Origin of the sequence: Streptomyces sp. NPDC057877 (genome assembly GCF_042796855.1) — a bacterium.
Lineage (GTDB): Bacteria > Actinomycetota > Actinomycetes > Streptomycetales > Streptomycetaceae > Streptomyces.
In genome coordinates this window covers 170,995-193,288 of record NZ_JBHVMS010000014.1, presented here as the reverse complement: position 1 = coordinate 193,288, position 22,294 = coordinate 170,995, and the positions used below count along the sequence as shown (strand labels likewise).

Annotated in this window: 30 protein-coding genes and 3 tRNA genes; 19 read left to right on the top strand and 14 right to left on the bottom strand. The window is 67.9% G+C overall.

The features are described from left to right. Positions 1 to 305: 305 nt before the first annotated feature. The 5 genes from ACFVQG_RS35410 to ACFVQG_RS35390 all read left to right on the top strand — a co-directional run bounded on the left by ACFVQG_RS35410 (position 306) and on the right by ACFVQG_RS35390 (position 3,960). Positions 306 to 491 (top strand): hypothetical protein, encoded by a 186-nt coding sequence (locus tag ACFVQG_RS35410; protein ID WP_383391723.1) that lies wholly within the window; start codon positions 306 to 308, stop codon positions 489 to 491. Continuing rightward, the gene (locus ACFVQG_RS35405; protein ID WP_383391720.1) at positions 488 to 1,150 is read left to right on the top strand and encodes a hypothetical protein; all 663 of its coding nucleotides are present in this window, start codon (positions 488 to 490) and stop codon (positions 1,148 to 1,150) included. The genes ACFVQG_RS35410 and ACFVQG_RS35405 overlap by 4 nt, the downstream gene beginning before the upstream one ends. Continuing rightward, complete coding sequence (locus ACFVQG_RS35400; protein ID WP_383391718.1) at positions 1,147 to 1,467, top strand: hypothetical protein; 321 nt, start codon at positions 1,147 to 1,149, stop codon at positions 1,465 to 1,467. The genes ACFVQG_RS35405 and ACFVQG_RS35400 overlap by 4 nt, the downstream gene beginning before the upstream one ends. Further along, the gene (locus ACFVQG_RS35395; RefSeq protein WP_383391715.1) at positions 1,464 to 3,509 is read left to right on the top strand and encodes an ATP-binding protein; all 2,046 of its coding nucleotides are present in this window, start codon (positions 1,464 to 1,466) and stop codon (positions 3,507 to 3,509) included. The genes ACFVQG_RS35400 and ACFVQG_RS35395 overlap by 4 nt, the downstream gene beginning before the upstream one ends. Positions 3,510 to 3,750: 241 nt before the next feature. Then, entirely contained in the window at positions 3,751 to 3,960 is a 210-nt protein-coding gene (locus tag ACFVQG_RS35390) for a hypothetical protein (protein ID WP_383391712.1), read from the top strand. Positions 3,961 to 4,006: 46 nt separating this feature from the next. Here ACFVQG_RS35390 and ACFVQG_RS35385 read toward each other — a convergent pair whose 3' ends face one another. The 5 genes from ACFVQG_RS35385 to ACFVQG_RS35365 form a co-directional block, all read right to left on the bottom strand. Further along, positions 4,007 to 4,603 carry a hypothetical protein gene (locus ACFVQG_RS35385; RefSeq protein WP_383391709.1) on the bottom strand — a complete coding sequence of 199 codons (597 nt, stop codon included), beginning with the start codon at positions 4,601 to 4,603 and terminating at the stop codon, positions 4,007 to 4,009. Positions 4,604 to 4,616: 13 nt separating this feature from the next. Beyond that, positions 4,617 to 4,808, bottom strand: coding sequence for a hypothetical protein (locus tag ACFVQG_RS35380; RefSeq protein WP_383391706.1), 192 nt, complete (start codon positions 4,806 to 4,808; stop codon positions 4,617 to 4,619). A 437-nt stretch (positions 4,809 to 5,245) separates the two neighbouring features. Then, on the bottom strand, positions 5,246 to 6,100 hold the full coding sequence (locus ACFVQG_RS35375) for a helix-turn-helix domain-containing protein (RefSeq protein ID WP_383391703.1): 855 nt from the start codon (positions 6,098 to 6,100) through the stop codon (positions 5,246 to 5,248). 24 nt (positions 6,101 to 6,124) lie between these two features. Beyond that, positions 6,125 to 6,652 carry a DUF6879 family protein gene (locus tag ACFVQG_RS35370; protein WP_383391700.1) on the bottom strand — a complete coding sequence of 176 codons (528 nt, stop codon included), beginning with the start codon at positions 6,650 to 6,652 and terminating at the stop codon, positions 6,125 to 6,127. Continuing rightward, the gene (locus ACFVQG_RS35365) at positions 6,624 to 6,884 is read right to left on the bottom strand and encodes a hypothetical protein (protein ID WP_383391791.1); all 261 of its coding nucleotides are present in this window, start codon (positions 6,882 to 6,884) and stop codon (positions 6,624 to 6,626) included. Before ACFVQG_RS35365 ends, ACFVQG_RS35370 begins: the two co-directional genes overlap by 29 nt. Before the next feature lie 232 nt (positions 6,885 to 7,116). On the opposite strand from ACFVQG_RS35365, the gene ACFVQG_RS35360 reads away from it, so the two are divergent. The 4 genes from ACFVQG_RS35360 to ACFVQG_RS35345 all read left to right on the top strand — a co-directional run bounded on the left by ACFVQG_RS35360 (position 7,117) and on the right by ACFVQG_RS35345 (position 9,548). Next, complete coding sequence (locus ACFVQG_RS35360) at positions 7,117 to 7,359, top strand: hypothetical protein (RefSeq protein WP_383391698.1); 243 nt, start codon at positions 7,117 to 7,119, stop codon at positions 7,357 to 7,359. A 295-nt stretch (positions 7,360 to 7,654) separates the two neighbouring features. Further along, positions 7,655 to 8,155 carry a hypothetical protein gene (locus ACFVQG_RS35355; RefSeq protein WP_383391695.1) on the top strand — a complete coding sequence of 167 codons (501 nt, stop codon included), beginning with the start codon at positions 7,655 to 7,657 and terminating at the stop codon, positions 8,153 to 8,155. A gap of 77 nt (positions 8,156 to 8,232) precedes the next feature. Next, complete coding sequence (locus tag ACFVQG_RS35350; protein WP_383391693.1) at positions 8,233 to 8,886, top strand: class I SAM-dependent methyltransferase; 654 nt, start codon at positions 8,233 to 8,235, stop codon at positions 8,884 to 8,886. 83 nt (positions 8,887 to 8,969) lie between these two features. Continuing rightward, entirely contained in the window at positions 8,970 to 9,548 is a 579-nt protein-coding gene (locus ACFVQG_RS35345) for a hypothetical protein (protein ID WP_383391690.1), read from the top strand. A gap of 541 nt (positions 9,549 to 10,089) precedes the next feature. On the opposite strand, the gene ACFVQG_RS35340 is transcribed toward ACFVQG_RS35345, so the two are convergent. From ACFVQG_RS35340 to ACFVQG_RS35315, 6 genes are all read right to left on the bottom strand, one after another. Further along, positions 10,090 to 10,512, bottom strand: coding sequence for a DUF4326 domain-containing protein (locus ACFVQG_RS35340; protein WP_383391687.1), 423 nt, complete (start codon positions 10,510 to 10,512; stop codon positions 10,090 to 10,092). Next, positions 10,509 to 10,790 carry a hypothetical protein gene (locus ACFVQG_RS35335; RefSeq protein ID WP_383391684.1) on the bottom strand — a complete coding sequence of 94 codons (282 nt, stop codon included), beginning with the start codon at positions 10,788 to 10,790 and terminating at the stop codon, positions 10,509 to 10,511. Before ACFVQG_RS35335 ends, ACFVQG_RS35340 begins: the two co-directional genes overlap by 4 nt. 291 nt (positions 10,791 to 11,081) lie before the next feature. Continuing rightward, positions 11,082 to 12,197 (bottom strand): AAA family ATPase, encoded by a 1,116-nt coding sequence (locus tag ACFVQG_RS35330; protein ID WP_383391683.1) that lies wholly within the window; start codon positions 12,195 to 12,197, stop codon positions 11,082 to 11,084. Further along, entirely contained in the window at positions 12,194 to 13,096 is a 903-nt protein-coding gene (locus ACFVQG_RS35325; protein WP_383391681.1) for a hypothetical protein, read from the bottom strand. The genes ACFVQG_RS35330 and ACFVQG_RS35325 overlap by 4 nt, the downstream gene beginning before the upstream one ends. Before the next feature lie 169 nt (positions 13,097 to 13,265). Next, the gene (locus tag ACFVQG_RS35320; protein ID WP_383391680.1) at positions 13,266 to 13,763 is read right to left on the bottom strand and encodes a hypothetical protein; all 498 of its coding nucleotides are present in this window, start codon (positions 13,761 to 13,763) and stop codon (positions 13,266 to 13,268) included. A gap of 78 nt (positions 13,764 to 13,841) precedes the next feature. Next, positions 13,842 to 14,012, bottom strand: a complete 171-nt coding sequence (locus ACFVQG_RS35315; RefSeq protein ID WP_383391678.1) for a helix-turn-helix transcriptional regulator — start codon at positions 14,010 to 14,012, stop codon at positions 13,842 to 13,844. 159 nt (positions 14,013 to 14,171) lie between these two features. Between ACFVQG_RS35315 and ACFVQG_RS35310 the strand changes: the two genes are divergently transcribed. Together ACFVQG_RS35310 and ACFVQG_RS35305 are read left to right on the top strand one after the other, a co-directional pair. Next, a complete protein-coding gene (locus tag ACFVQG_RS35310; protein ID WP_383391677.1) occupies positions 14,172 to 14,696 on the top strand; it encodes a helix-turn-helix transcriptional regulator in 525 nt (174 codons plus the stop codon). Then, on the top strand, positions 14,689 to 16,047 hold the full coding sequence (locus ACFVQG_RS35305) for a tyrosine-type recombinase/integrase (protein ID WP_383391675.1): 1,359 nt from the start codon (positions 14,689 to 14,691) through the stop codon (positions 16,045 to 16,047). Before ACFVQG_RS35310 ends, ACFVQG_RS35305 begins: the two co-directional genes overlap by 8 nt. A gap of 19 nt (positions 16,048 to 16,066) precedes the next feature. On the opposite strand, the gene ACFVQG_RS35300 is transcribed toward ACFVQG_RS35305, so the two are convergent. Continuing rightward, on the bottom strand, positions 16,067 to 16,555 hold the full coding sequence (locus ACFVQG_RS35300) for a YajQ family cyclic di-GMP-binding protein (RefSeq protein WP_383391673.1): 489 nt from the start codon (positions 16,553 to 16,555) through the stop codon (positions 16,067 to 16,069). 225 nt (positions 16,556 to 16,780) lie between these two features. On the opposite strand from ACFVQG_RS35300, the gene ACFVQG_RS35295 reads away from it, so the two are divergent. Both ACFVQG_RS35295 and ACFVQG_RS35290 read left to right on the top strand, forming a co-directional pair. Continuing rightward, a tRNA-Tyr gene (locus tag ACFVQG_RS35295) sits at positions 16,781 to 16,862 on the top strand. Between the two features lie 73 nt (positions 16,863 to 16,935). Then, positions 16,936 to 17,148, top strand: coding sequence for a hypothetical protein (locus ACFVQG_RS35290; protein WP_383391672.1), 213 nt, complete (start codon positions 16,936 to 16,938; stop codon positions 17,146 to 17,148). A 250-nt stretch (positions 17,149 to 17,398) separates the two neighbouring features. Here the strand turns inward: ACFVQG_RS35290 and ACFVQG_RS35285 are convergent, their stop codons facing one another. Both ACFVQG_RS35285 and ACFVQG_RS35280 read right to left on the bottom strand, forming a co-directional pair. Continuing rightward, positions 17,399 to 18,055, bottom strand: a complete 657-nt coding sequence (locus ACFVQG_RS35285; protein ID WP_383391671.1) for an SDR family oxidoreductase — start codon at positions 18,053 to 18,055, stop codon at positions 17,399 to 17,401. 123 nt (positions 18,056 to 18,178) lie between these two features. Further along, positions 18,179 to 19,441 carry an amidohydrolase family protein gene (locus ACFVQG_RS35280; RefSeq protein ID WP_383391670.1) on the bottom strand — a complete coding sequence of 421 codons (1,263 nt, stop codon included), beginning with the start codon at positions 19,439 to 19,441 and terminating at the stop codon, positions 18,179 to 18,181. A gap of 459 nt (positions 19,442 to 19,900) precedes the next feature. Between ACFVQG_RS35280 and ACFVQG_RS35275 the strand changes: the two genes are divergently transcribed. From ACFVQG_RS35275 to ACFVQG_RS35250, 6 genes are all read left to right on the top strand, one after another. Further along, positions 19,901 to 19,973, top strand: a tRNA-Thr gene (locus ACFVQG_RS35275). A gap of 46 nt (positions 19,974 to 20,019) precedes the next feature. After that, positions 20,020 to 20,092 (top strand) — tRNA-Met (locus ACFVQG_RS35270). Positions 20,093 to 20,181: 89 nt separating this feature from the next. After that, positions 20,182 to 20,346: a 50S ribosomal protein L33 gene (gene rpmG / locus ACFVQG_RS35265; RefSeq protein ID WP_003948671.1), complete on the top strand. Its 165-nt coding sequence runs from the start codon at positions 20,182 to 20,184 to the stop codon at positions 20,344 to 20,346. Between the two features lie 331 nt (positions 20,347 to 20,677). Further along, positions 20,678 to 21,130 carry a MaoC family dehydratase N-terminal domain-containing protein gene (locus tag ACFVQG_RS35260; protein ID WP_383391669.1) on the top strand — a complete coding sequence of 151 codons (453 nt, stop codon included), beginning with the start codon at positions 20,678 to 20,680 and terminating at the stop codon, positions 21,128 to 21,130. Positions 21,131 to 21,134: 4 nt separating this feature from the next. Continuing rightward, positions 21,135 to 21,563: a MaoC family dehydratase gene (locus ACFVQG_RS35255; RefSeq protein ID WP_383391667.1), complete on the top strand. Its 429-nt coding sequence runs from the start codon at positions 21,135 to 21,137 to the stop codon at positions 21,561 to 21,563. Between the two features lie 131 nt (positions 21,564 to 21,694). Beyond that, positions 21,695 to 22,279 (top strand): TetR/AcrR family transcriptional regulator, encoded by a 585-nt coding sequence (locus tag ACFVQG_RS35250; protein WP_383391665.1) that lies wholly within the window; start codon positions 21,695 to 21,697, stop codon positions 22,277 to 22,279. Positions 22,280 to 22,294: the final 15 nt, after the last annotated feature.

Genomic DNA, 22,294 nt, shown 5'->3' with positions numbered 1-22,294 from the left:
GGGCGGGCACCGGGCGCCCGCCCCCGGACAACCGTGCCTACCGGTAGTTCACGTACCGCCCGCTTGATCGCCTGACCTGCATGCGACCGCTGAGAGGGCGGTTAACGTGCAGGAACTACTGACAGTATTTGCCACTGCTTCACAGCGTCGTAAGTGGCCTTGTGCCCTCGCTGTGCCCTCTGGCTCCCGCAGTCCTCCGACTCCGCTCTGTCTGCCTTGCGCAGACAGAGCGGCGCCGCCCGGTGGCTGAACCCCACCGAACAGCGCCTTGATCCAGACCCTTTCCGATCAAGGAGCCGGACTCAATGGAGAACGTACCCGCGCGCAACACAAGCGCGCGTTTCCCCCTCGGCATCGCCCGTCAGCTCCTCGCCGACATGGACGCTGCCGGACACGACGAACTCACTGAGCGCGACCTGTGCCGCCTCATCGGCCGGTGCGAAGTCGTCATCGCCAGCCTCATCTCCGTCATCGAGGACGGTGACCAGTGAAGCGCGACATTCTCGCGTGGGCCGCACTCGGTGCCGCTCTCGCCGTCACCGCCAGTGCCGAGTACACCCTTGCCCGCGCCTGCGGCTTCGGCCCCGTCGTCGCCGCAGGGGTCCCGGCAGCCCTCGACATCTACGCCGTGCGCGCCCTGCGCGTACACCGCGACGTGCTCGCCGTCGTCGTCACCATGATCGCCGTCAACGCCGCCAGCCACCTCGTCACCGCCGGACTGCTGCCGGTGTCCGTACCGCTGGTGGTTGCCGTCTCCGCCATTGCCCCGCTGGTGCTGTGGCGGGTTCACGCCCTGCGCGACGCTGCCAAGGTGACCGGCCCGGCTGCCCGGAACAGTCCCGCCCAGGTGGTCACCTCGGTGCCCGCCCTGCCCGATCCGATGCCGTTCGCGTGGGACGCCTACGCAACCACCAGCGCCACCGGCGAGGTGACCGCTTCCCTGCCCGCTGCCACCCCACGGAAGGTGGTCACCGAGGTGGTCACGCTCACCCCCGCTGAGCTGCGGAAAAAGGCACTCAGGCTGCACCGTGAGGTGCTCACCGCAACCGGACGGCCGGTGACCATCAACCGGCTGCGGTCGGAGTTCGGTCTGTCCCGCCGTGACGCTGCCGCACTGCGGCGCGAGATCGTCGAGGAGAAGCGGTCATGAACAACCCCGACTTCACCCCGCAGCATGACCACCTTCAGCCGATCGGCATGACCAGCACGGGGCAGCCGATCTACCCGTGGTCGGTTACCCCGGCGCCGGTACCGCAGGCGCCGATCAAGGCGCACCCGTGGGGCGCGTACATCGGCGTCGGCTGCCTCGGCGTGATCGCCCTCGCCATCGTCGGCGCGGTGCTGGTGGCCATCCTCATCGGGATGACGGTCGCCTTGGCGGTGCTCGCCCTCTCTGTCGTATCGCTGACGATCTGCGTCCTGGTGCTGCGGTCGATGTGGCGCGACTACCGCAAGGGGGCGGCATGACCACGCAGCCTGTACGCCCTGTGGTGGTGTCCATCGACAAGACCGGCGCGCCGATTGAGCGGCGGCGTCTGCGGCTCGATGGCCTGCGCGGGGTGCTGGCCGACGAGCGGATACGCACCGCCGGACGCCTCGTCGTACGGCACGGCGCCTACGTCGTCGGCGGTACCAGGGTGCTGGCCCGCCGGGCGTGGGACGGACGTACCGCCGCCCGGTATGAGCGGATGATCAGGGCAGCGGAAGCCGCGGGTCTCATGGATGAGGTGCGGGAGTGGGAAGAGCGTGGGCGGGCGTTCCGGGAGGCACGTCACCGCCGCCGTCTGGAATTGCTTGCCGCTCTGATCCGGGCTCCGAAGGCAGTCGCATCGGGAGCTTTCACAGGGGCTGGATTGCTTCTGCTCCTCGGCCTCCTGCTCGCTTGGGCCAACCATGACGCGAGCGACGTGCTCACCCCGATGGCAACCGTCGTTCACCTGGTCAGGTGGGTGGCGCTCATCGCGGGCGTGGTGTGGAAACCGGCGCTGTTCGTCTTCCCGTGGGCGGGACTCGCCGCCACATGGGCAGTCGGTCGGCATGCCCGGACCGCTCCGCAGTGGGCACTGCCCGCGCACCGGCGCGACGATGGTGGGCCCATCACACCGTCCGTCGTGGTCGTGGCGTTCCGGGATCTCGGAATCGCGGCCCTGCGTCGCGCCGTCGAGGACATGGGCGACGCAGGCGCCTCGCTCCTGTCGCCCATCGTCATGGCGGGCTGCGGTGTCGAGGTGGATGTGACGCTTCCCTCCGGGGTTTCCACCGACGAGATCCAGAAGCGACGCCGCAAGCTCGCCGAAAACCTCGGTCGGCACGAGCACGAGGTGTTCATCACGATCCCCGAGGCGGCTCGCACGGTGCGATTGTGGATCGCCGACCCGGGAGCACTGGACGAGCCGATCGGCCCGTCTCCGCTCGTCACAGATCCGGACATCCGCGCCGACTATCGGGCGGGCCGTGCCCCGTGGGGGGAGAACCTGCGCGGTGATGCCGTGGCCATGAACCTCTACCAGCGGCATCTTCTGTGCACGGGCCTGTCCAATCAGGGCAAGACCGCCGCACTCCGAGCCCTGGCACTGTGGCTCGTCCTCGACCCGACGGTTGAGTTCTGGATCGGGGACCTCAAGGGCGTTGGCGACTGGGGCATGTTCGAGGGACTGGCCCGCGTGTTGATCCAGGGTCCGACCGATGATCACGCCTGCGCCGTGACCGAGATGGTCGAGGCGGGCGTACAGGAGATGGAGCGCCGTCTGATGGCTCCACCAGGCACTGAGTTCGACCCCCTCGTCATCGTCGTCGACGAGGCACAGGTGGCGTTCATGAACCCCCTCAAGGGGTCCGACGGACGGCCATACGGCGGCAGCAAGGCGACGAGCCGTTACTTCATGGCGGCCCGCCGGATCCACAACCAGGGCCGTGCCGTGTCCGTCACCCTGTGGCAGGGCACGCAGGACCCCACCGACCAGAACCTTCCCAAGCTGGTCCGGGAGGGCGCCCACGTTCGTGCGTCGCTGGTCGTCGGCACGGAGTCTCAGGGCCGTATGGCGCTCGGAGATAAGGCCATCGACGGTGGCGCCGCCCCTCACCTGCTGCGCCAGGGCCTCGACAAGGGCACACTGGTCGTTGCCGGTGACGGCATCCAGATGGAGCCCGGCCAGTCGTCCATCACGGTGCGAACGCACTTCATCGACGACGACCAGGCTCAGGAGATCGCCGACCGGGCCAAGGCTGTACGGTCCGGCGTCTCGACGGTGCATCACCTCACCCCGGTGCGTGACGTTGATCCGCTGGCCGACATCCTCGCCGTGCTCGGGACGGAGCCCCGGATGCGGACGCAGGAGGTTCTCCAGCGGCTCGCAGAACGGGACCCGGGCACTTACCGGCCGTGGACAAACAGCGATCTGCGGGCGTTCCTCGACGAGTACGACGCCGCGCCGTACAAGTCGGAGGGCGTCATGGTTGTCAACCGTGACCGTGTGCGTGACGCGCTGGCCAAGCGCGACGCCGCCTAGAGGGAGTCAGGAGGGATCAGGGAGTTCTCCCTGATCCCTTCCCCGCCGCTGCCTCCCTGGCCTGACCTGTGCTAACAACCGCCCAGGGAGGTGAGGGATGCGGCGTCGGCAACCCGCCCCAGCGCCGCGGGGCGCCGCCGTGATTGGTCCCCGGTTCCCTCCCTGTTAGCGGAATCCGGATGCCGCGATGTACCTTCGCGCTCCTCGTCAAGCGCAACTCGACTAAAGGGGACACCTCCTGATGAAACCGCACGACAACCTGACTCACGCTCTAACCGCGTACGTGGAAGCCGAAGAAGCGCTGACCACTCATTGGGCGCTGGCCGCGACACGGACGCTCACGTTGGAAGAGACGCAACCCCTCGTGAAGAGAGCGGACGAGACCCGGCGGGCGTACGCCGATGCGCTGAAAGCCGCAGGCTACGCCGTGCCGTACGGGCTCGACCGGTAGACACCGACGGCCCTGGCCGTGCCGGGGCCGTTCGCATGCCTGCGGGTCAGGCAACCCGCAGTGCTCCCGCCGAGCCCCGCTGAAGGCTGTGCAGCCGGATGTCCCTTACTCGCGCCGCCGGGTGCTTCGGCCCGAACTCCCGCCTCATCACCTCGGCTACGACATGCTGCGTGTACGTGTCCTCGGGGACCGGCGCCCACATGTCACCGGCCAAGCGCAGCGCTCCGGCACTGCCGTGACCGACGTCGTACCGGTCGCATGCCTCGTCGCTGAGCGGCAGCCCGAGGGCAGCCAGGCGGGCGTGTGCCGTACCGACGGCGGTGTTGTGGGACCGCAGGGCGGTGACGAGTTCCTCAAGAGCGCGGGCAGCGTTCTGGCGCGCCGTGTCGACCGTACCGGCGGAGCTGTCCAACTCAGCGCCTATGGCCTTCAGCTCGGACGCGTGCGGACGCTCGGCGGCCTTACGCGCTTTGAACGCCGCATCCTGCGCGGCCTTGCGCTCCTTCAGCTCGACCAGGCGCCCCACCTCCAGCCGGATGGCGTCCGCTGTCTCGTCTCGGTTGGCCATGCGCAGAAGTTCACCTCGCTCCTTGACCTCGGCTACCCGGGCCTCGGCCTGCTCGATGTCGTGGTCAGTGATCACGTGCTGCTCCTTATCAGACGATGGTGCGGCGGAAGAGCGTCTGTCGCTGCTCGGGGTCTACGCGTCGGAGCTGCTCCAGTTCGGGGGCCGCGAGGGCGAGCAGCGTGCGTGCCTCCCGGACGGCGCGTATGGCGTCCCGGTCACCGGCGAGGGCGGCAGCCTGGTGCGCGTCGAGGGTGCGGATGTAGGCGCGGGATGCGCTCATGACCATGCCGTACGCCGATGCTACGTATGTTGCCCGGACACTGTGAATTCGGTTTGGCGCGGTCGTCATCACTGCCTCTTTCGGCACATTGAAGGCTTGAATTCCCTCCGCTCATTCTAGCGGTGAAAGCTGGCTTTAAGTAGCGTAACGAGAATTGTCAACCTCTACGTCAACTCATTTGCTTTTGCTCAAAAATTACCTAAAAAGCCGTCAGGTGTGGGCGCGCGGGCGCTCGCAGTGCGCGGAGGTTCTGTGAGCCCTTAAGGATTCCGACATAAGGGATAAATTGGTCAGCCTCGATCCAAGCTGAAGAGCATCTATCTGCGGGGATAGGTAGACGCTCGATGTTCGGTTCGGCCAAATTCGCACCGAGGAATTCTCTCCTTCAAGGCATTTCGGCATGCTCTCCTTTGAAGAAGGCTTTGTCGTACACGAGGTCAGTGCAGTGCCTCGATCGCCCGCAGAATCAGCGCTCGGGCGTCGGCGCCGTACACGGCCATGCCGCGAAGCCGGTCAAACGTCTTGCCATAGAGAGCGATCTCGGACGGTTGGGTGACGTTCACCGAGGCGGACACTAATTCCACAGAAACGAGCGTATCGTCGTAGATGTGGAAGGTCTCCTCGGGCCACTGAAACCGCTCGCGTGCCTCCATAGGGATGATGCCGAGCGAGACCGCGGGCAGGGCGCCCACGGTCAGCAGGTACCCGAGCTGGGCCGCCATCGCATCAGCATCACCGATCCGGTAGCGCAAGACGGTCTCCTCCAGGAGGAACACGAAGCGGTGCCCCGGTTCGTGGACGACGCGCGAGCGGTCCATCCGGGCCCGTGCGGCTTCTGCGATGTCGTCGGTCGGGCGGTCGTGGAAACCGGCAGCGATGGTGAGGACAGCAGCCGCATAACCTTCGGTCTGGAGCAGACCCGGCACCACGGTGGACGAGTACACCCGGAACTGTTCGGTCTGCTGGTAGAACCCAACGAGACCGTCTTGCAGGTGCTTCAACCCGCTGCGGATCTGGTCGCGCCATTCCCGGTACATCGACTCGGCGTTGAGGGATTGGACGATGAGATCCTGCGCCTGGTCGTCGGCCTGCACGGCAGTGCACCATCGGCGGATGTCCGTCGCTGAGGGGCCGGTTAGGGCGTTCTCGATGCGCGAGGTCTTGGAGTAGTGCCAGCCGCACCGGCGGGCCAGCTCAGTGATCGTCAGTCCAGCCTCCTTGCGGAGGCCGCGCAGCCGTCGGGCCACGGCCTCTCGCGCGGCCTGGGCAGACGAGGACGGGGAGACGGGCATGAGCTGGCCTGCGGATGCTTCCTGTCAGTGGATCTCGTACTGGTCGTGCGGGATGGCACGCGCCCACACGACCTCGAAGCTCTGCGAGCACAGCTTGACGGCCGCAGGGTCCTCGGAGAACTCCTGTCCGGCCCACGCGCCGTCACCGGTGAAGTGGTTCCACCGGATCAGGCGGTTGTCGAACAGCCAGAAGTCGTTGCCCGGCAACGCGATGTCCGAGGCGCGCCGTCGGGGCAGCCATCGCACGTGTTCACCGGCGTGCACGTTGACAGGTGTCCCAGCGTGCTCCCACCGGATGTAGTCCGTCACCGGCTCCGACACGATACGGGCCCGCCGAACGACGACTCCCCGGGTCACGGTGCTGGAGATGAGGGTGACCCAGGAAGCCCAGTTCTCGGAGGTGGGGTCGGTGTCGCGCTGTCCGCTACGCCGCCAGGTGCTGAAGGCTTCGGCTTCGTCACTGATGCCGTACTGGTCCCGCATCTCCAGGTGCACGGCGGAACGCGTACAGGCGGCGAGGAGTTCAGCGAACGTCGGTTCGTTCGAGGGCATCGCACGCCTCCCTGATCATGTGCACCATCCTGGCCGGGATACGGATCACGGCCTCGTCGTCCGGGATGCCCTTGGCATGCCCAGGAACCTCGAAGGCGGCGCACTCCGCTTCGAGTTCGGCGCCTGGCTTCAAGCCCTGGAAGACGAGTTCTCGCTTCTCCTGGTCGACCCACACGGTAGGGCTCTTGTCCTTCTCGGTGGCGGGGTCGATTCCGATGAACAGTAACGGCACGTCAGTCTCCATCCCTAAGCGCTTGCAGCTCTTTGCGTCACCGTTTCGCCATCGGGACACGTCGTCAAGGCTGCCTACACGCCACGGGCATGCTCCAAGAGGGCGTTGCAAACATCTGCACATTGCTGGTGGTGTTGCCCACCGCGTCCCTAGCGTCGGCAGGTACGAGAAGACCCCGGCGAGGCGGCTACCTCCCGGGGCGTGGCCAACGCCGCGAAGGAGCGTCGACACGATGAACGCTACAGCCCGTCCGCCCGCCGACGAGCCCCGTATCGGTGACACCGTCAGGGACACCGATACGGGCAAGATCGGCCAGGTGATGGGCTTCCAGGGCCCCTACATCCAGCTGCGCCCCATCGGCGGAGGAGTCGAGTGGGACGCGTACCCGGCGAATCTCAGGCCGGTCTCTCCCTCAGAAGCCCTCAGCGCCGGGGTGTCGGCGGCCAACGCCCGATCCCGGGGCCAACTTCCGTGACCGCCCGCACAAGCGCCCTGACGCCCGTCCGGCGATCGGCGGAGTGCGCCCTTGCGGAGCAGCGGCCGGAGTACCGGAATCTGCACGGTGACTGCCGCCAGACCAAGGACATTCCGCTGCCTCACACGCACGGCATCCTGCTTCAGCGCCGCTGTGGCTGCCCCTGCCACGGGAAGAAGCCCGGCGCCAACTCTTGACGCTACCCCGCGCCAGCCTCTGAAGCCCCCTCTCGCCACAGTGCGGGAGGCTCGGCGTCCTCAACCCCGAGGGCGTCTGTCCACCACAGGAGGACATCGTGACCGTCGCGTTAGACCTCACCGCCGCCACCCGCACCCGGGACCCGCAGGAACTCCTCAACGCGGTCGCCCCGCACATCACGGAACTCACCGTCAACATCTTCGACTCCGGTATGACCCTCTGGGACCGTGAAGTCGCCCTGCTCTTGCGCGACCACCCGATGGTCCGCGACATGGCCGAACGCATCCTCGGCAACGCCGTCATGTACGTCATGGGCTCCATCGAGAACCCGGACGTCCACCTCGGCGTCGGCAAGCTCGTCGACATCGGCGTGCACCAGCTCATCCTTGACACGCCCGTCTGGTGGGGCATCTGCCGCCTCTACAACGGTGGCCGCTTCAAGCACCACGCGCCGTTCATCGAGCGCCGCAGCGACGGCCTGTGCCTGCGCACCGGCGACTTCCTGAAGTCGCAGGGCTGGGCCATCGACGAGGAGTTGTGGGCCATCGACGGCGCCGACTGCTCACCGTGCGACGACAAGGTCCCCGACAGCCACTGACCCCGCTACAGTCGGCCCCTGCCCTCACTGCACCCCGAGGGCAGGGGCCTCCCGACGACCAAGCCAGGAGAACCGCCTTGCCCGTACCGCACGACATCCCCGCCGAGACCGAACTCTGGGACGCCTTCGCCGAGTCAGCGTTCAGGGACGAGGCCGAGCCGTCGTTCTGCTGGACCCAGTACGTCGGCCACGGCCCCGGTCCGGAACTCCTGAACTCGCCGACGTCCGTACTGGAGATCGGCTGCGGCACGGGGCGTGCCCTCGCCCACCTCGCCCAGCAAGGCGTGAAGACCACCGGGGTGGACCTCTCGCCGCGCATGGTCGAGCTGGCCAGCGCACGGTGGGCGCCTCACGGTGTCCGGATCGAGCGGGCCGAGGTCCTCGACTGGCTCGCCGCCGACCAATCCCAGTATGACGCCGTGTATTCGATCTTCGGTGCGGCGTGGTTCACCGACCCGTCCCGGATCTTCCCCCTCGTCCGCCAGCGCCTGGCCCCGGGCGGCGTGTTCGTGTTCTCCCAGCCGCCAGCCATCCCGGGCGCCTACGGCCCGCAGGGCATGTACAAGGGCGGCTTCGCGGGCAAGGCGATGTTCACCTACCGGTACAGCTACAAGCCCGCCGTATGGGAGCGGCATCTCCTTCGCGCAGGGTTTTCCACGGCGCAGGCAAGGGTCGTGGAGGCTCCGAAGGAGGGGCACATCGGCACCCTCATCGTCGGCGCGCGAGCCTGAAGCGAACCGACAGCGCGGCCCCGGCTGAGACCCCCGACTCGGCCGGGGCCGCTCCGTTGTCCCGTCGGACACAATGTTCTGCCGTGAACAGTGAGACAGCAGCCGCGATAATCGGCGCGAGCGCGGGCATCGTCGGTGCCGTCGTGGGTGGCACTGGTGCGGTTGCTGCCGCGCGGGTCACGGCCAGCAAGGGTGCCAAGGCCGCCCAGGAACAGTGGCACCGGCAGAGCAGGCGCGAGGCATACGCGAAGCTGATCCTCGTGTCCCAAGATGTCGCGGAGGACCTACACCGGTTCCACCGGGCCGTGCAGGAAGGGAACCTCAGCCGTGACTACGCCGCCGAGACGTACGCGCGGCTGACAGAGCGGATGACGGAAGTCCGAGCGGCCAAGATCGCTGCGGAGATCGAAGGGCCCGACGACATGGACCGGTTCACCGGGCCGGTCCTCATCAACCTCCTTCGCGCGATCGAAGGCATACATCCTGACGGGCTCGTGGAGGACGGTGGCCAACTGATACTCCCGGAGCAGTTCGAAAAGGGCTTCGGTCGGGTTGGGTTCGCCATTTCGGATCTGACATGGTGCGCACGCGAGATTCTCAGCGCGCGTGACATCACCAGCGCAAGTCATCTTCGTCCGCCGTTTTGGGACTGCACCAGGTAACCGGTGATCGCGGCATGGCGAGATACCAGGGATACGCTGCTCTCCCGCCGCCTGACGGCCCGCGGGGCGGACGGCGGAGGGGATCTGGCCACCCTCGTCAGCGCGGTCAGGCAGGCGCTCAGAACGTCATGTGGCCTGCGTCCGGGGCTGCTTCGGCATCCGTACGAGCCAGGGCGGGAACAAGGCGAGTTGGATCCAGCGCGGCGGTCTGGGGATGGCGGCCAGACCAGGCCCCGTGAAGCGGATACGGAACCGCCGGGGCGCGCCTCCCGCCTTCTCGGCGGGACTCAGCCGGAGGGCATGCACAGTGGCTTCCATATCACGACGCTTGGCCCATCGCGAGGCACCCGAGCGTAATCCCCGTACGCTGACGAAGTCATCGCCCTCAACAATCTCGTGCCACTCGCCGGTGGCCCAGTCTGTCCATCGCATCTCGCCTTTGGCGACCACCGCGACTCCCCTGTCCGGACGTTGACGAACTGTCGGTCGAGTCTTGCACCGGGCGAGGAGTGCGGCGCCGGGTTTGTATGACAATGCGTGATCATTCGGAATCCGGTTCACCCGCAGGAGTGACCGGGTGTATCGCCGTCAACTCGATCAGCACATCTATGTGACACGGGTTGTTGAGAGGACAGGAACACGCCAGGCGGACGCCCGCATTCAGCATCTCGACAGCCATGGCGAGCAGGTCGGGGCGCCGTATCAGGTGCTGCCGGTACAGGCGGACGACCTCGGCGGAACTGGTGTGGACGATATCTCCGCCATCGCATGCCCGGCAGGTGGCGCAGTTGATGTCCTTGCAATGGCAGCGCGCCCGGCACGGCTTGCCGACGGCATGCGGGTTGCGCAGGGGGTGCCCTTTCACGCCGCCGTAAGCTCGTCCGACGTATACGGCGTCCTCGGGGATCCCGATCTCGAACCAGCGCTGGCCGACGAGGGATACGCGAAGCGGGTGGGTGGTCATGCGGCGTCTCCCTCGGTGTCCTGAGTGATATGACGGGTGGGGCGGACCATCGGCGGCCAGCCGTCAGCGAACTGGTGCACGGAGTCCTTCACGCCCCTGCGGCTGCCCTCCAGCCACAGCAGGCCGATGCGCACCCGGCGGCCGTCTCGGGTGGGGCGGACGTTGCGCACCAGAGCGCGTACGAGGGGGCCGACGGGCGACTTGCGGGCGAGGACGATGTCCCCGACGGCGGGGGTGATGCCGGGCTCGATGCCCCGGATGAGAGACGAGCGGTGCATGGATCCTCGATTCGGAATTTGCGGGCATATGGGGTGATGTCACGTGACGGGCAAACGATCTTGAAAGGGGGTTGTTTCTGTTCTTCGGGCCGTTCCCGCTGCTCGGTCTGTTCCCCTGTTCCCCTCCTATGTCGGGGAACAGGGGAACAGACCTCCCGGGCTGGCGCCCGGAACCGCAGGGAACAGATCTGGAGGCAGGTTTGACCTGCGAAGATGCTGATCTCGAAACAGTCGGAACAGATTCCGGGAACAGTTCCCTGAGCCTTGAGGGACGGAACAGGTGATCTGGGGCTAATCGGGCAGCATTCCAGGGGTGTGGAGTCGCTTGTATTTGCTCACGATCTGTCCCAGGACGGTCGTGTTGCCGGGCAACTTCACCCCATGTTCCTTAGCCCACTGCTTGAGTTTGTCCCTGCCGTAGCCCGTCGGCGCGCCGAGAGCGGAGAGCTGCGCCACGAAATGGTTCACGGTCTTCTCTGCGTCAGCCAGGGCGCCGGGATCGGACAGTAGATGACGGGTTCCGCCCTCGGTCCATATGCCGTCCGGCTGCTTGACACCTCGCCGGGTGATCATCACCGAGTCCTGGCCGAGCCCTGTGCGTGTGTGCGTTCGGGCCAGCTTGATCTCGGTGGCGTGAGTCTCCAGCCCGTACGCATCGTCACGGGCGACGTGTTCACTGACGAGCTTCATCTCCCAGACGTGGTCGACGTCCTGCGTCTTGGCCGACGAGCCGCGCGAACCCCGGTCGTAGTCCTTGCCGAAGTGGTCGAGGCGCACCCCTGCGATGTCCATGTCCTTGAGCGGAGCGTGCACGCGCCGGTACAGCGACAGCCAGGTGTCGGCGTCGTTCTCCTTGCCCCCGATGAAGCGGGAGACGGTGTCCAGGATGACGATGTCGGGCTTCGCCTCATCGACCAGTGCCATCAGCTCGGCTTCCGCAGTCTGAGAGTCGTCGAGGCCGCCCGTGAACCGAGGGAACAGTTTGTAGACGAACCGGTCCCGCAGCTCATCAGGCTTCGCGCCGAATGCTTTCAGACGGGTGATGACGTCCCGCAGGTTGTTCTCCCGGTCGAAGTAGAGGACCCGCAACGGTTCGCGCTCATCGTCTCCAAGGAATCGGCGACCGGTCACGCAGTGCCAGCACCAGTCGAGAACAGCGATGGACTTGCCCACCTTGCCCGCGCCCACCAAGGCGACCTGCTGCCCCCGCTCCATCAGCTTGCCGGGCAACCAGTCGATACGGCTGAAGTCCTGTGACCAGGCGTTGTCCCAATCGACCGATGGGAACCGCTCGGTGAGCCCTCCTGCCTTCGGCTGCTCGGGCATGTCGTCGGCCGTTTCGGCGATCAGGTTGGCAATGTCGTCAGGGATCTCGGGGCCATCGTCGAGGACGTCGTACGCGTTCACCGTGCACCCCCGTCGTACGCGCTCAGGAGGGTGCGGATCGCGTCGGACTTCTCGCGGGCGTTCCACGGGCGGGCGGCGGCAAGGATGTCGCGCTCGGCGACGTCGTACGACCAACCCGCCTCGACGTACCGACAGGCGGCCCAGTAGACCCGGTTGTTCCATTGGCCGTACTGATCGGCGATGCGCACCACGTTCAGCACGGCGGCGCGCCAGGCCCCGAACAGCGAGGCATCCGTGACGCCTCGGAGCCCGGCGCCGGGGACGGTCCCTGCGATGCTTTTGAACCGCTGCTCTGCGGCGGACGCCCTGTGCCCGCCGACCCGAGGAAGACGGCGCTGTACGTCCTTCAGGAGCTGCGCGAACCAGACCGGCGCCATCATGCCCGGGACGTCCTGCACGACGGCGTAGCCGGGCGTGGGAGCGCAGGCGCGCCAGTTGTTGACCAGCACATCGACACGCCAGTCCTCGCGGTGGTGCATCGTCTTCTCGATGCGGCACTCGGGGTTCTGCCTGAACACCAGGTGGCGGCCGTCGCTCTTGGTGCTCTCGGTGTACGTGAGCAGTTCGTCCATCGAATGCCCGGCTGCCTCGACCTCCCGGCGTAGATCGTCTATGCCGCGCTTGACCACGACGGGCGCAAGCGTGGCGGATCCGTCCTGGCGCAGGACGAACCCCGTCTCGGAGTCGTACCGCTTCACATCGAGGTCGACGACGAACTCGTCATCGAGGTGAGGGCGGTGGGCGACATCGAGGGCGGTGCCACCCCGTCGACGACCGACAGGCTGCTCACCGCTCACGACGGCGCAGGCTTCGGCCCAGGTCATCGTCATGCGCGACCAATAGACCCGGTGCACCTCGTACGCCTTGCTGCCCTTGGGATAGCCGCAGTTTCCGGGCATTGGCCAGATGGGAGTGCGCGGAGTGTCGTCGGTCGCCCGGTACACGGGGAAGCGGGAGCGTGAGGGATCCCAGAACGCTGGCTCGCCCTCACGGGGGCGCGGGATTGACGTCGAGGTTGACCGATCTACCTCGGCGTCGTTGGTGTGTGCCATCCTGGCATCACGTCCTTTACGTGCGGCGACTGTCTCGCGGGGCTTGCGATCCGTGTGCGAGTCGGTCGCGGTTGGGCGTGGGCCCCCTGCGGTCGTCGGAGCTGGTACCTCCGGCGCTTACGCAGGGGGCTGACTCGTTATGCGAGATCCGGACGCGTACCTCCGGGGGCTGCGCCATGCCGATGCGGACGTTGAACAGCCGGTGACCGGCTGCGCGGTACGCGAGGGTCGCAGCCGCCTCGAACGTGTGCCGCAGCTCGTACGGCACCGTGCACAGGACGGTCACGCGCGGCGGACGGTCGAGGCTGCGCAGCCAACGGACGTACTGAGGGTTGTGGGCGTGTGCAACGGGATCGAACCGGTTGGCCCACGCCCGGTAGACGCGGTGCTGCGCGTTCTTGCCGGAGCCGACCCACACGGCGTTGCCGTAGGCGCCGTACACGGCGTACACGTCGGCGGTCTGGGGGCCGGGGCGGTCGAGACTACTGTCAAGCGCGGCAAGATTCTGTACCATTGCTTGTATCAGCTCCTTTCATCGGGCGATGTGGCGGGCGAGAAGTCCCCGGGTCGGGCGGCCCGGGGCTTCGTCATGTCAGGCGACCTTCACGATCTGCTCGTCGAGCCATGCGTCGACGTCGTCCCAGCGGGCCCGTAGGTGACGGCCGACGCGGATCATTCGCGGTCCCCCGCCCCGCGAACTCCACTGGTAGACGGTGGCGAGCGGGACAACGCAGTAGTCGGCGATGTCCTGCGCGGTGGCCAACGGCCGACGCTGCGCAGCTCCTGACCTGGGGAGTGTCGATCGGGTCACCGAGATCTCCTGTACGTGAAGTAATTTCACCTAGATGAGGCGTGAAAGCCCATCCGTGGAGATCTTTACATGACGCTGGCGAGTGATGCAAGTTCCCGCTAAGGTGAACTCATGTCACCTGAACTGGGCCTAGCTACACCCGTGGGCACGATCGCCCAGCGTGTGAAGCAACTACGCGGCCGACGCGGCTGGACCGCAGCGGACCTAGGCAAAGAGCTGCACACGAAACACGAGTTGAAGTGGGACCGCTTCACGGTTGCCAACCTAGAGAACGGCAAGCGGCAGAACGTCACGGTCATAGAGCTGTTCGCTCTGGCCAGCGTGCTGGACGTGGCACCGGTCAACCTGCTCGTACCACTGAACGACAGGTCGTATCAGGTGACACCGACCCGGGTGGAGCCCGCCGATGACGTGCGTGCATGGATCCGCGGAGAGTCACCGCTGCCAGGAACTGACGAGCGGACGTACTTCGCCGAGGTTTCTGAGCAGGACATGCGCCTCCGCATCGACGCTATGCGCGAGCGGTACGAACTCGGTCCGTTCCCCGAGGGGGGAGCGCCGGATGCCCGCCGCGAAGCGCGACGCATGCGACAGCAGAACAAGCGCCTGCTCGACGAGGGGGGTAGCGATGGCTAGCGTCTACGACCGATGGCACCTCTCGCGCCCGAAGAAGGGTGCCGAGCCGTGCACGGAGCACACCAGCAAGACCCGCACCCTCGTACCGTCTGGCGACCACGGAAAGGGCAAGCGCTGGCAGGTCCGTTGGCGCGACGCGTCAGGGGAGCAGCAGAAGGAGAACTTCGCCAAGCGCGGCCAGGCCGACATCCGCGCGGCCACGATCGAGGCCGACCTCGCCCGTGGCCTGTACGTCGACCCGGCCGCGGGCAAGGAGAGCTTCAGGGCGGTCGCCGAGCGCTGGCGGACCTCTGCGGTGCACCGCGACGGTACGGCCTCGCGCGTCGAGCGGGCCCTACGGCTCCACATCTACCCGACGTTCGGGGACCGGCCGATCGTGACCATCCGGCCGTCCGAGGTGCAGGCATGGGTCAAGGACCGGTCGCAGGCCCTCGCCCCGTCCACCCTGCGGGTCACGTTTGCCTACCTGGTCACAATCATGGGGACGGCAGTACGGGACCGGACGATCGCCGTGAACCCGTGCGCCGGTATCAAGCTCCCCGAGGTGCGCCGCCCCGAGATCGTTCCCCTGCACAAGGACGCCGTCCATGCCCTGATCGAGGCGGCCCCGCCTCGGTACCGGGCGATGATCCTGCTCGCCGTCGCCTCGGGGCTGCGGCAGGGCGAGGTCTTCGGCCTGGAGGTGAACTGCATCGACTTCCTGCGCCGGGAGGTGACGGTGCGACAGCAGCTCATCACCCCGGACAAGGACACCGAGGCTGGCGAGGACGAGACCCCGGAACCGTACCTCGGCGAGCCGAAGACGCACGAGAGCTACCGCACGGTGCCGCTGGTCGGCCTGGCGGTCGACGCCCTCGCCGCGCACCTCCAGCAGTTCCCGGCCGCCGTCGTCGACATCGAGGACCGGACCGACCCGCGTAAGCCGAAGCGCCGGAAGGCGCACATGCTGTTCAGCAACGGCCGTGGTGAGGTGCTGAAGCGGGCGAGCTGGTCGCACGTGTGGGCGCGGATGGAGGAGCGGGCGAACGAAGCCCTGAGCAAGGCGTACGCCGAGGCGTACTCGGCGTGGGTGCAGCGTGGCCGTCCGGACGGGAAGGAACCGGCGCCGGTGCGCGTGCCGGACGGCGCGAGCATGCACGACCTGCGGCACTTCTACGCCTCGGCACTGATCAAGAACCGCGAGAGCGTGAAGACGGTTCAGCGGCGCCTCGGCCACTCGAAGCCGTCGATCACGCTCGACATCTACACCCACCTCTGGCCGGACGACGAGGACACAACGCGGGCGGCCGTGGAGGCGGTCCTCGGCGATGTGCCCGCGTTGTGCCCTCAGCCCGAGATCATTTCCGGATAGTGCAGGTCAACGACTCAGGTCACCGGTAGTTCACGAACTGCAGCGCGAAGTCGAAGTCCTGGCCCTTCAGCAGGGCGATCACGGTCTGGAGGTCGTCCCGGCTCTTGGAGGTGACGCGCAGCTCGTCACCCTGCACCTGGGCCTTCACACCCTTGGGGCCCTCGTCGCGGATGATCTTCGCCACCTTCTTCGCGTTCTCCTGGGAGATGCCCTCCTGGATGGACGCGAAGAGCTTGTACTCCTTGCCCGAGAGCTGGGGCTCGCCCGCGTCCAGCGCCTTCAGCGAGATACCGCGCTTGATCAGCTTGGACTGGAAGACGTCGAGGACAGCCTTCACCCGGTCCTCGGAGTTCGCCTCCATGAGGATCTTCTCGCCGGACCACGAGATCGAGGCACCCACGCCCTTGAAGTCGTAGCGCTGGGAGATCTCCTTGGCGGCCTGGTTGAGGGCGTTGTCGACCTCCTGCCGCTCGACCTTCGAGACGATGTCGAAACTGGAGTCGGCCATGTGCTGTGGCTCCTTGTGTCCGGGTGCTTAACGGGTGCGTAGCGGCGTACGCGGAGGCGGCCTCCGACCCGGCGAGGGGCGCGGGCCGCATCCGGACAAGCCTAGCCACCCGGCGCGCCCCGGGTGCCGATCAATCGGGTGGCGAAGCACCCCTGCGTATCGGGTATTGTTTACGTCGTTGCCAGCGAGCACCGCCGAAAGGCAGTTCGACCCGGCAGCGACCTTGGCGGTGTGCCCGAGCGGCCAAAGGGAGCAGACTGTAAATCTGCCGGCTCAGCCTTCCCAGGTTCGAATCCTGGCGCCGCCACTTCACTAAGACCCCCTCTCTGTGGAAACACAGGGAGGGGGTCTTCGCGTTCGGGGCGGGGCAGACTGGGGGCATGGTCAGCCGTCGTAGGAGGTGTCCCGAGTGCCGTCGGGAGATTGCTGTCGTCGCGGGGCGGTTCGCGCGGCACGATCCGCCCGGGGCGCGGGAGAGCGCGGAGTTGGTGTCGTGCCCCGGATCGCGGCGGGCGGCGCAGCTCGGCGCCGTGCAGCCGGGGCTCGACGGGTTCGTGGTGCCCGACTTCCCGGGACAGCTGCCGCTTTTCTGACGCAGGCGCGCCGGGGCCCAGGCCCAACCCCAGGATGCGTGATCCAGGGCCTGTGACTCCGGGGCCCGCACAACTCCAGGACCCGTAACTCCAGGGCCCCAGAACAACTCCAGGGCGCCCGCACAACTTCAGGACCCGCAACCCCGGGACCGTAACCCCAGAACCTGTACCCCGGGACCCGTACGCCCAGGAGCGTAAGCCCAGGACCGTTAGCCCAGGAACGTAACCCCAGCCCCAGCCCTCGCCCCCGTCAGTTGCCCGCCACCGACTTCACCGCCACCGACACCGGTGCCGACCCGGCGATGAGTTCCAGGGTCAGGCCCGCCGTCGCCGGGGTCTCCAGGAGTTCGGCGAGGGTGGTGGCGACGTCGTCGCGGGGGACGGGGCCGCGGCCGGTGTGGGCCTCCAGGCGGACCAGGCCGGTGCCTGGGTCGTCGGTGAGGGAGCCGGGGCGCAGGATCGTCCAGTCCAGGGCGTCCAGGCCGCGGACGTGCTCGTCGGCCTCGCCCTTGGCGCGCAGGTAGACGTCGAAGACCTCGCTGCCCTCCTGCCGGGGACTCGCGCCCATGGAGGAGACGACCAGGAAGCGTCGTACGCCCGCGCGCACGGCCGCGTCCGCGAACAGGACGGCCGCGCCCTTGTCCACGGTGTCCTTGCGCTTCGCTCCGCTCCCCGGGCCCGCCCCCGCGGCGAACACGGCGGCGTCGGCGCCCTGGAGGTGTGCCGCGACCTCCTCGACGGAGGCCGACTCCAGGTCGAGCAGTACGGGTTCGGCACCCGCCTCCCGCAGGTCGTTGCCCTGCTCGGGGTTGCGGATGATGCCCGCGACCTCGTACCCGCGCGCGGAGAGCAGCCGCTCCAGCCGCAGCGCGATCTGTCCATGACCACCAGCGATGACAATGCGCATGTCTTTGACCGTACGCCCGGACGGCCGCCTCCGCCGTATGGGGTCGCCTCCGCCGTATGGGTCGCCTCCGCCGTATGGGGTCGTGAGAGTTCGGCGTGCCGCGGGTTCGGCTCGCCGTCCGGGTCAGGACAACTGCCCCCGACCCTGCCGGGGCAGCCCCAGGTCCGGCGTGCTGGTGGTGTTGCAGTACTCCCGCACCGCGCTGGTCCGCGCGACAACGCGCCCCCGATGCACCACGATCCGGCTGTACGCCAACGAGAGCGCCCCCGCGAGCCGGTCGCCGCGTACCGCCAGCAGCTCGGCCGGGAACCCGGCCTCCACCCGCACCTCAGGCAGCCCCAGCACCGCCCGCGCCGACGAGCTGACGGCGTCGTAGGCGTCCTCGGGGCGCAGACCGTGCCGGGAGGCCAGGAGGAACGCCGCTTCGAGCGGGTCGCCGCGGCCTACCGGGTTCGATACGTCGCGCAGGGCGCCGCTCCCGGCGGCGATCCGTACCCCGGCGGAACGCAGCAGCCGTACCGGTGCCGTGCCGTGCCGGTCCGCGCCCGCGCAGCCGCCCTGCGGCAGACAGACCACGGAGACTCCGGCCGCCGCGAGCTGATCGGCGGTCCGGGAGGCCATGTCGGCGGGCAGGTCCGCCAGACCGGCGCACGGGCCGATGGTCACGCCGGGGCGCAGTCCGCCCGCCATCGCCGCGAGCCGGGCGAGACGTGCCGGGTCGGCGGCGTCGGTGTGCAGGTCGACGGGACAGCCGTGCTCGGAGGCGATCTCCAGGACCGCCTCCGCGTAACCGCCCGGATCCGGGTCCAGGTCCGGGCAGCCGCCCACCACGGAGGCGCCCATCTTCACCGCGTCCCGCAGCATCGCGAGCCCGTCGGCCCCCGCCGCCCCGGTGAGGACGCGCGGCACCGCCACCGTCGTCAGCTCGGCGAGCCCGCGCAGCGAACGGCGCGCCTGGAGCGTGGCCTCCAGCGCGTCGAGCCCCTGGACGTCCCCCACGCGCGCGTGCGTGCGCACGGCGGTGGCGCCGTGCCCGAGCTGGAGCAGCGTGGCCTCGGTGGCGCGGCGCTGGACGTCGTGGGGGTCGTACGAGACGGGTCCGTCGTCGTCGGCCGTCAGGGCGGTGTCGGCGTGGGCGTGGGGCTCGGCGGGGGCGGGCAGCAGCAGGTAGCCGCCGAGGTCCACGCGCGTGCCGCCGCCGCGGACCGGACCGAGGCTGCCGACCGTGCCGACGGCCTCGATGCGCCCGCCGCTCAGCCGTACGTCCACGGTGCGGCCGTCGGTGAGGCGGGCCCCGCACAGCAGCAAGGGGGCCGTGTCGGGCTGTCCCGGGGAGCCCGGCGAGGACGACGACGAGTGGGGCGGCTGCGGCTGGCTGTCGGGCATCGCGCTCCAAGGGCTCGGGGACTGGTCCGCGTGAACACGCGCGGAACTGGTCCGCGTAAACACGCGCGGAACCGGTCCGCGTGAACACGCGCGGGAGTGGTCCGCGTAAACACGCGCGGAACCGGTCCGCGTGAACACACGCGGGAGTGGTCCGCGTAGACACGCGTGGGTCTGTTCCGCGTAGACCCGCGCGGGCCGCTCCGCGCAGGCACGCGCGCGAGGACGCATGATCACGCAGAGTGAGTCGAGCCTAGGCCGGTGATCACGCCATGGCGGGGAGGAGCGCAATAGTCGTACCGGTGTGGTCCGCGGCCGTCCTCCCGGTGTCGTCCGCCGGTCAGCGCCTTGGTGCCGATGGGGTCCACGGGGCCCGTGCGGGGGCACTGGCGTGGGGCCGCGCGGGCGGCGGGAAACGGATTTGGGCGAACCGCCGCTGACCGTGTAATGTCTTCATCGCTCGCCCCAATAGCTCAGTCGGCAGAGCGTCTCCATGGTAAGGAGAAGGTCAACGGTTCGATTCCGTTTTGGGGCTCTGGTGTGAGAGGTTCCCGTCGCGAGGCGGGATCCGATCGCATCGAAGCGGTGTAGCTCAGTCGGTAGAGCAAGCGGCTCATAATCGCTGTGTCACCGGTTCAAGTCCGGTCACCGCTACTGACAGTAGCCGATTGTGGGGTCGGTCCTTCGATCGGCTACTCTTTCTTGCGTTAAATCATCCTATCCGTTCGTCAAGGAGCACTCACGTGGCTGCCACCGACGTCCGCCCGAAGATCACGCTGGCCTGCGTGGAGTGCAAGGAGCGGAACTACATCACCAAGAAGAACCGGCGTAACAACCCGGACCGACTGGAGATGAAGAAGCACTGCCCGCGTTGCAACGCGCACACCGCGCACCGCGAGACGCGATAACAAGGCTCGTATCACGAGGCCGTCCCTGATCCACAGGGGCGGCCTCGTGGCGTTTATCGCACTTCAACGTGCACCGCTTTCATGGCCCTTGCTGGTCATGCGTGACCACCCTCGTCATTCACGACCACGGCCCGTCATGGACGAGTAACGCTTCTCGTCACGGGCACCGCTTATCGTTCATGGGTTCCCGCTCGTCGGGCACCGCCGACGGCAGTCGTCGTTCACCGCCGACAGCAGTCGTCGTTCACCCGTCGACGGCACTCGTCGTTCACCCGTCGACAGCACTCGTCGTTCACCGCCGACAACAGCAGACACCAGGAGGTGCCGAGCCATGGCGCTCGACCAGTCCTTCGTGGGGCGGACGTACCCGCCCACCGACCCCTACGAGGTGGGCCGGGAGAAGATCCGTGAGTTCGCGGAGGCGGTGGGGGACGCCAACCCGGCCTACACGGACCCGGAAGCCGCCAAGGAACTGGGCCACTCCGATGTGATCGCCCCGCCGACCTTCGTCTTCACGATCACCTACAAGGCCGCCGGACAGGTCGTCGCGGACCCGCAGCTCGGCCTGGACTACAGCCGGGTGGTGCACGGCGACCAGAAGTTCGCCTACAGCCGTCCGGTGCGCGCGGGTGACCGGCTGACGGTCACCTCGACCATCGAGACGATCAAGTCCCTCGCGGGCAACGACATCCTGGAGATCCGCGGCGAGGTCCACGACGAGGCCGGGGAGCACGTCGTGACCGCCTGGACCAAGCTGGTGGCCCGCGCGGCCGAGGAGGCGTGAGCCGATGACCGCCAAGATCGCGTACGACGACATCGAGGTCGGCGCCGAACTGCCCGCGCAGACCTTCCCCGTGACCCGCGCCACCCTCGTCCAGTACGCGGGTGCCTCCGGGGACTTCAACCCGATCCACTGGAACGAGAAGTTCGCCAAGGAGGTGGGCCTGCCGGACGTGATCGCGCACGGCATGTTCACCATGGCGGAGGCGATCCGCGTGGTCACCGACTGGACCGGCGACCCGGGCGCGGTCGTGGAGTACGGCGTCCGCTTCACCAAGCCCGTCGTCGTGCCGAACGACGACGAGGGCGCCACCGTCGAGGTGAGCGGCAAGGTCGCCGCCAAGCTCGACGACAACACGGTCCGGGTGGACCTCACGGCGACCAGCGCCGGGCAGAAGGTGCTGGGGATGTCCCGGGCGGTCGTCCGCCTGGCCTGAGCGGAAGTACGTCTGGAGGATGACGAGAGGGGCACCCGCGCGGGTGCCCCTCTTCGCTGTACGGAGCCACTCCATCGGCCCCGGCAGAAGCCCTCTTGACCAAGTTAGTGATTGAGTACTAACTTGGCTTCATGGTCAGGATGAGCGCAGAAGAGCGGCGAGAAAGCGTCATCCGCGCGGCGATCGCCGAGTTCGCGCGGAGCGGCTACTACGGCACCTCCACCGAGGCGATCGCCAAGCGGGTGGGTGTCTCGCAGCCGTATCTCTTCCGGCTTTTCCCCGGCAAGAAGGCGATCTTCCTGGCCGCGGCGGAGCGCTGTCTGCGTGACTCGCGCGAACTGTTCGAGAAGGCCGCCGAGGGGTTGCGGGGCGAGGAGGCCCTGCACGCCATGGCGGAGGCGTATACGCGGCTGATCTCGGAGGAGCCGGAGCGGGTCCAGATGCAGTTGCAGACGTACGTCACGGTGGCCGCCGCCGAGGCGGCCGGGGACCGTGAGTTCGGTGAGATGGTCCGCAAGGGCTGGATGGACATCTGGGACACCGTGCATCTGCCGCTCGGTGCCGACATCGGCGAGACCACGACCTTCCTGGCCTACGGAATGCTCATCAACACCCTCGCCGCGATGGGTTTTCCGCCGGGGCACCGGGTGTGGGACGGGCTGTACCTCTCCGCCCGCGTGAAGCAGAAGGCGGAGCAGGGGACGGAGGAGCAGTAGGCGTCCGGCCGCATC

Coding starts and splice junctions, on each gene's coding strand:
- ACFVQG_RS35260 (WP_383391669.1), top strand. CDS start 20,678: ATGGCGCTCGACCAGTCCTTCGTGGGGCGGACGTACCCGCCCACCGAC.
- ACFVQG_RS35285 (WP_383391671.1), bottom strand. CDS start 18,055: ATGCGCATTGTCATCGCTGGTGGTCATGGACAGATCGCGCTGCGGCTG.
- ACFVQG_RS35325 (WP_383391681.1), bottom strand. CDS start 13,096: ATGCCCGGAAACTGCGGCTATCCCAAGGGCAGCAAGGCGTACGAGGTG.
- ACFVQG_RS35340 (WP_383391687.1), bottom strand. CDS start 10,512: ATGACCACCCACCCGCTTCGCGTATCCCTCGTCGGCCAGCGCTGGTTC.
- ACFVQG_RS35395 (WP_383391715.1), top strand. CDS start 1,464: ATGACCACGCAGCCTGTACGCCCTGTGGTGGTGTCCATCGACAAGACC.
- ACFVQG_RS35410 (WP_383391723.1), top strand. CDS start 306: ATGGAGAACGTACCCGCGCGCAACACAAGCGCGCGTTTCCCCCTCGGC.
- ACFVQG_RS35400 (WP_383391718.1), top strand. CDS start 1,147: ATGAACAACCCCGACTTCACCCCGCAGCATGACCACCTTCAGCCGATC.
- ACFVQG_RS35320 (WP_383391680.1), bottom strand. CDS start 13,763: ATGGTACAGAATCTTGCCGCGCTTGACAGTAGTCTCGACCGCCCCGGC.
- ACFVQG_RS35310 (WP_383391677.1), top strand. CDS start 14,172: ATGTCACCTGAACTGGGCCTAGCTACACCCGTGGGCACGATCGCCCAG.
- ACFVQG_RS35375 (WP_383391703.1), bottom strand. CDS start 6,100: ATGCCCGTCTCCCCGTCCTCGTCTGCCCAGGCCGCGCGAGAGGCCGTG.
- ACFVQG_RS35280 (WP_383391670.1), bottom strand. CDS start 19,441: ATGCCCGACAGCCAGCCGCAGCCGCCCCACTCGTCGTCGTCCTCGCCG.
- ACFVQG_RS35290 (WP_383391672.1), top strand. CDS start 16,936: ATGGTCAGCCGTCGTAGGAGGTGTCCCGAGTGCCGTCGGGAGATTGCT.
- ACFVQG_RS35370 (WP_383391700.1), bottom strand. CDS start 6,652: ATGCCCTCGAACGAACCGACGTTCGCTGAACTCCTCGCCGCCTGTACG.
- ACFVQG_RS35390 (WP_383391712.1), top strand. CDS start 3,751: ATGAAACCGCACGACAACCTGACTCACGCTCTAACCGCGTACGTGGAA.
- ACFVQG_RS35300 (WP_383391673.1), bottom strand. CDS start 16,555: ATGGCCGACTCCAGTTTCGACATCGTCTCGAAGGTCGAGCGGCAGGAG.
- ACFVQG_RS35305 (WP_383391675.1), top strand. CDS start 14,689: ATGGCTAGCGTCTACGACCGATGGCACCTCTCGCGCCCGAAGAAGGGT.
- ACFVQG_RS35255 (WP_383391667.1), top strand. CDS start 21,135: ATGACCGCCAAGATCGCGTACGACGACATCGAGGTCGGCGCCGAACTG.
- ACFVQG_RS35335 (WP_383391684.1), bottom strand. CDS start 10,790: ATGCACCGCTCGTCTCTCATCCGGGGCATCGAGCCCGGCATCACCCCC.
- ACFVQG_RS35360 (WP_383391698.1), top strand. CDS start 7,117: ATGAACGCTACAGCCCGTCCGCCCGCCGACGAGCCCCGTATCGGTGAC.
- ACFVQG_RS35250 (WP_383391665.1), top strand. CDS start 21,695: ATGGTCAGGATGAGCGCAGAAGAGCGGCGAGAAAGCGTCATCCGCGCG.
- ACFVQG_RS35380 (WP_383391706.1), bottom strand. CDS start 4,808: ATGAGCGCATCCCGCGCCTACATCCGCACCCTCGACGCGCACCAGGCT.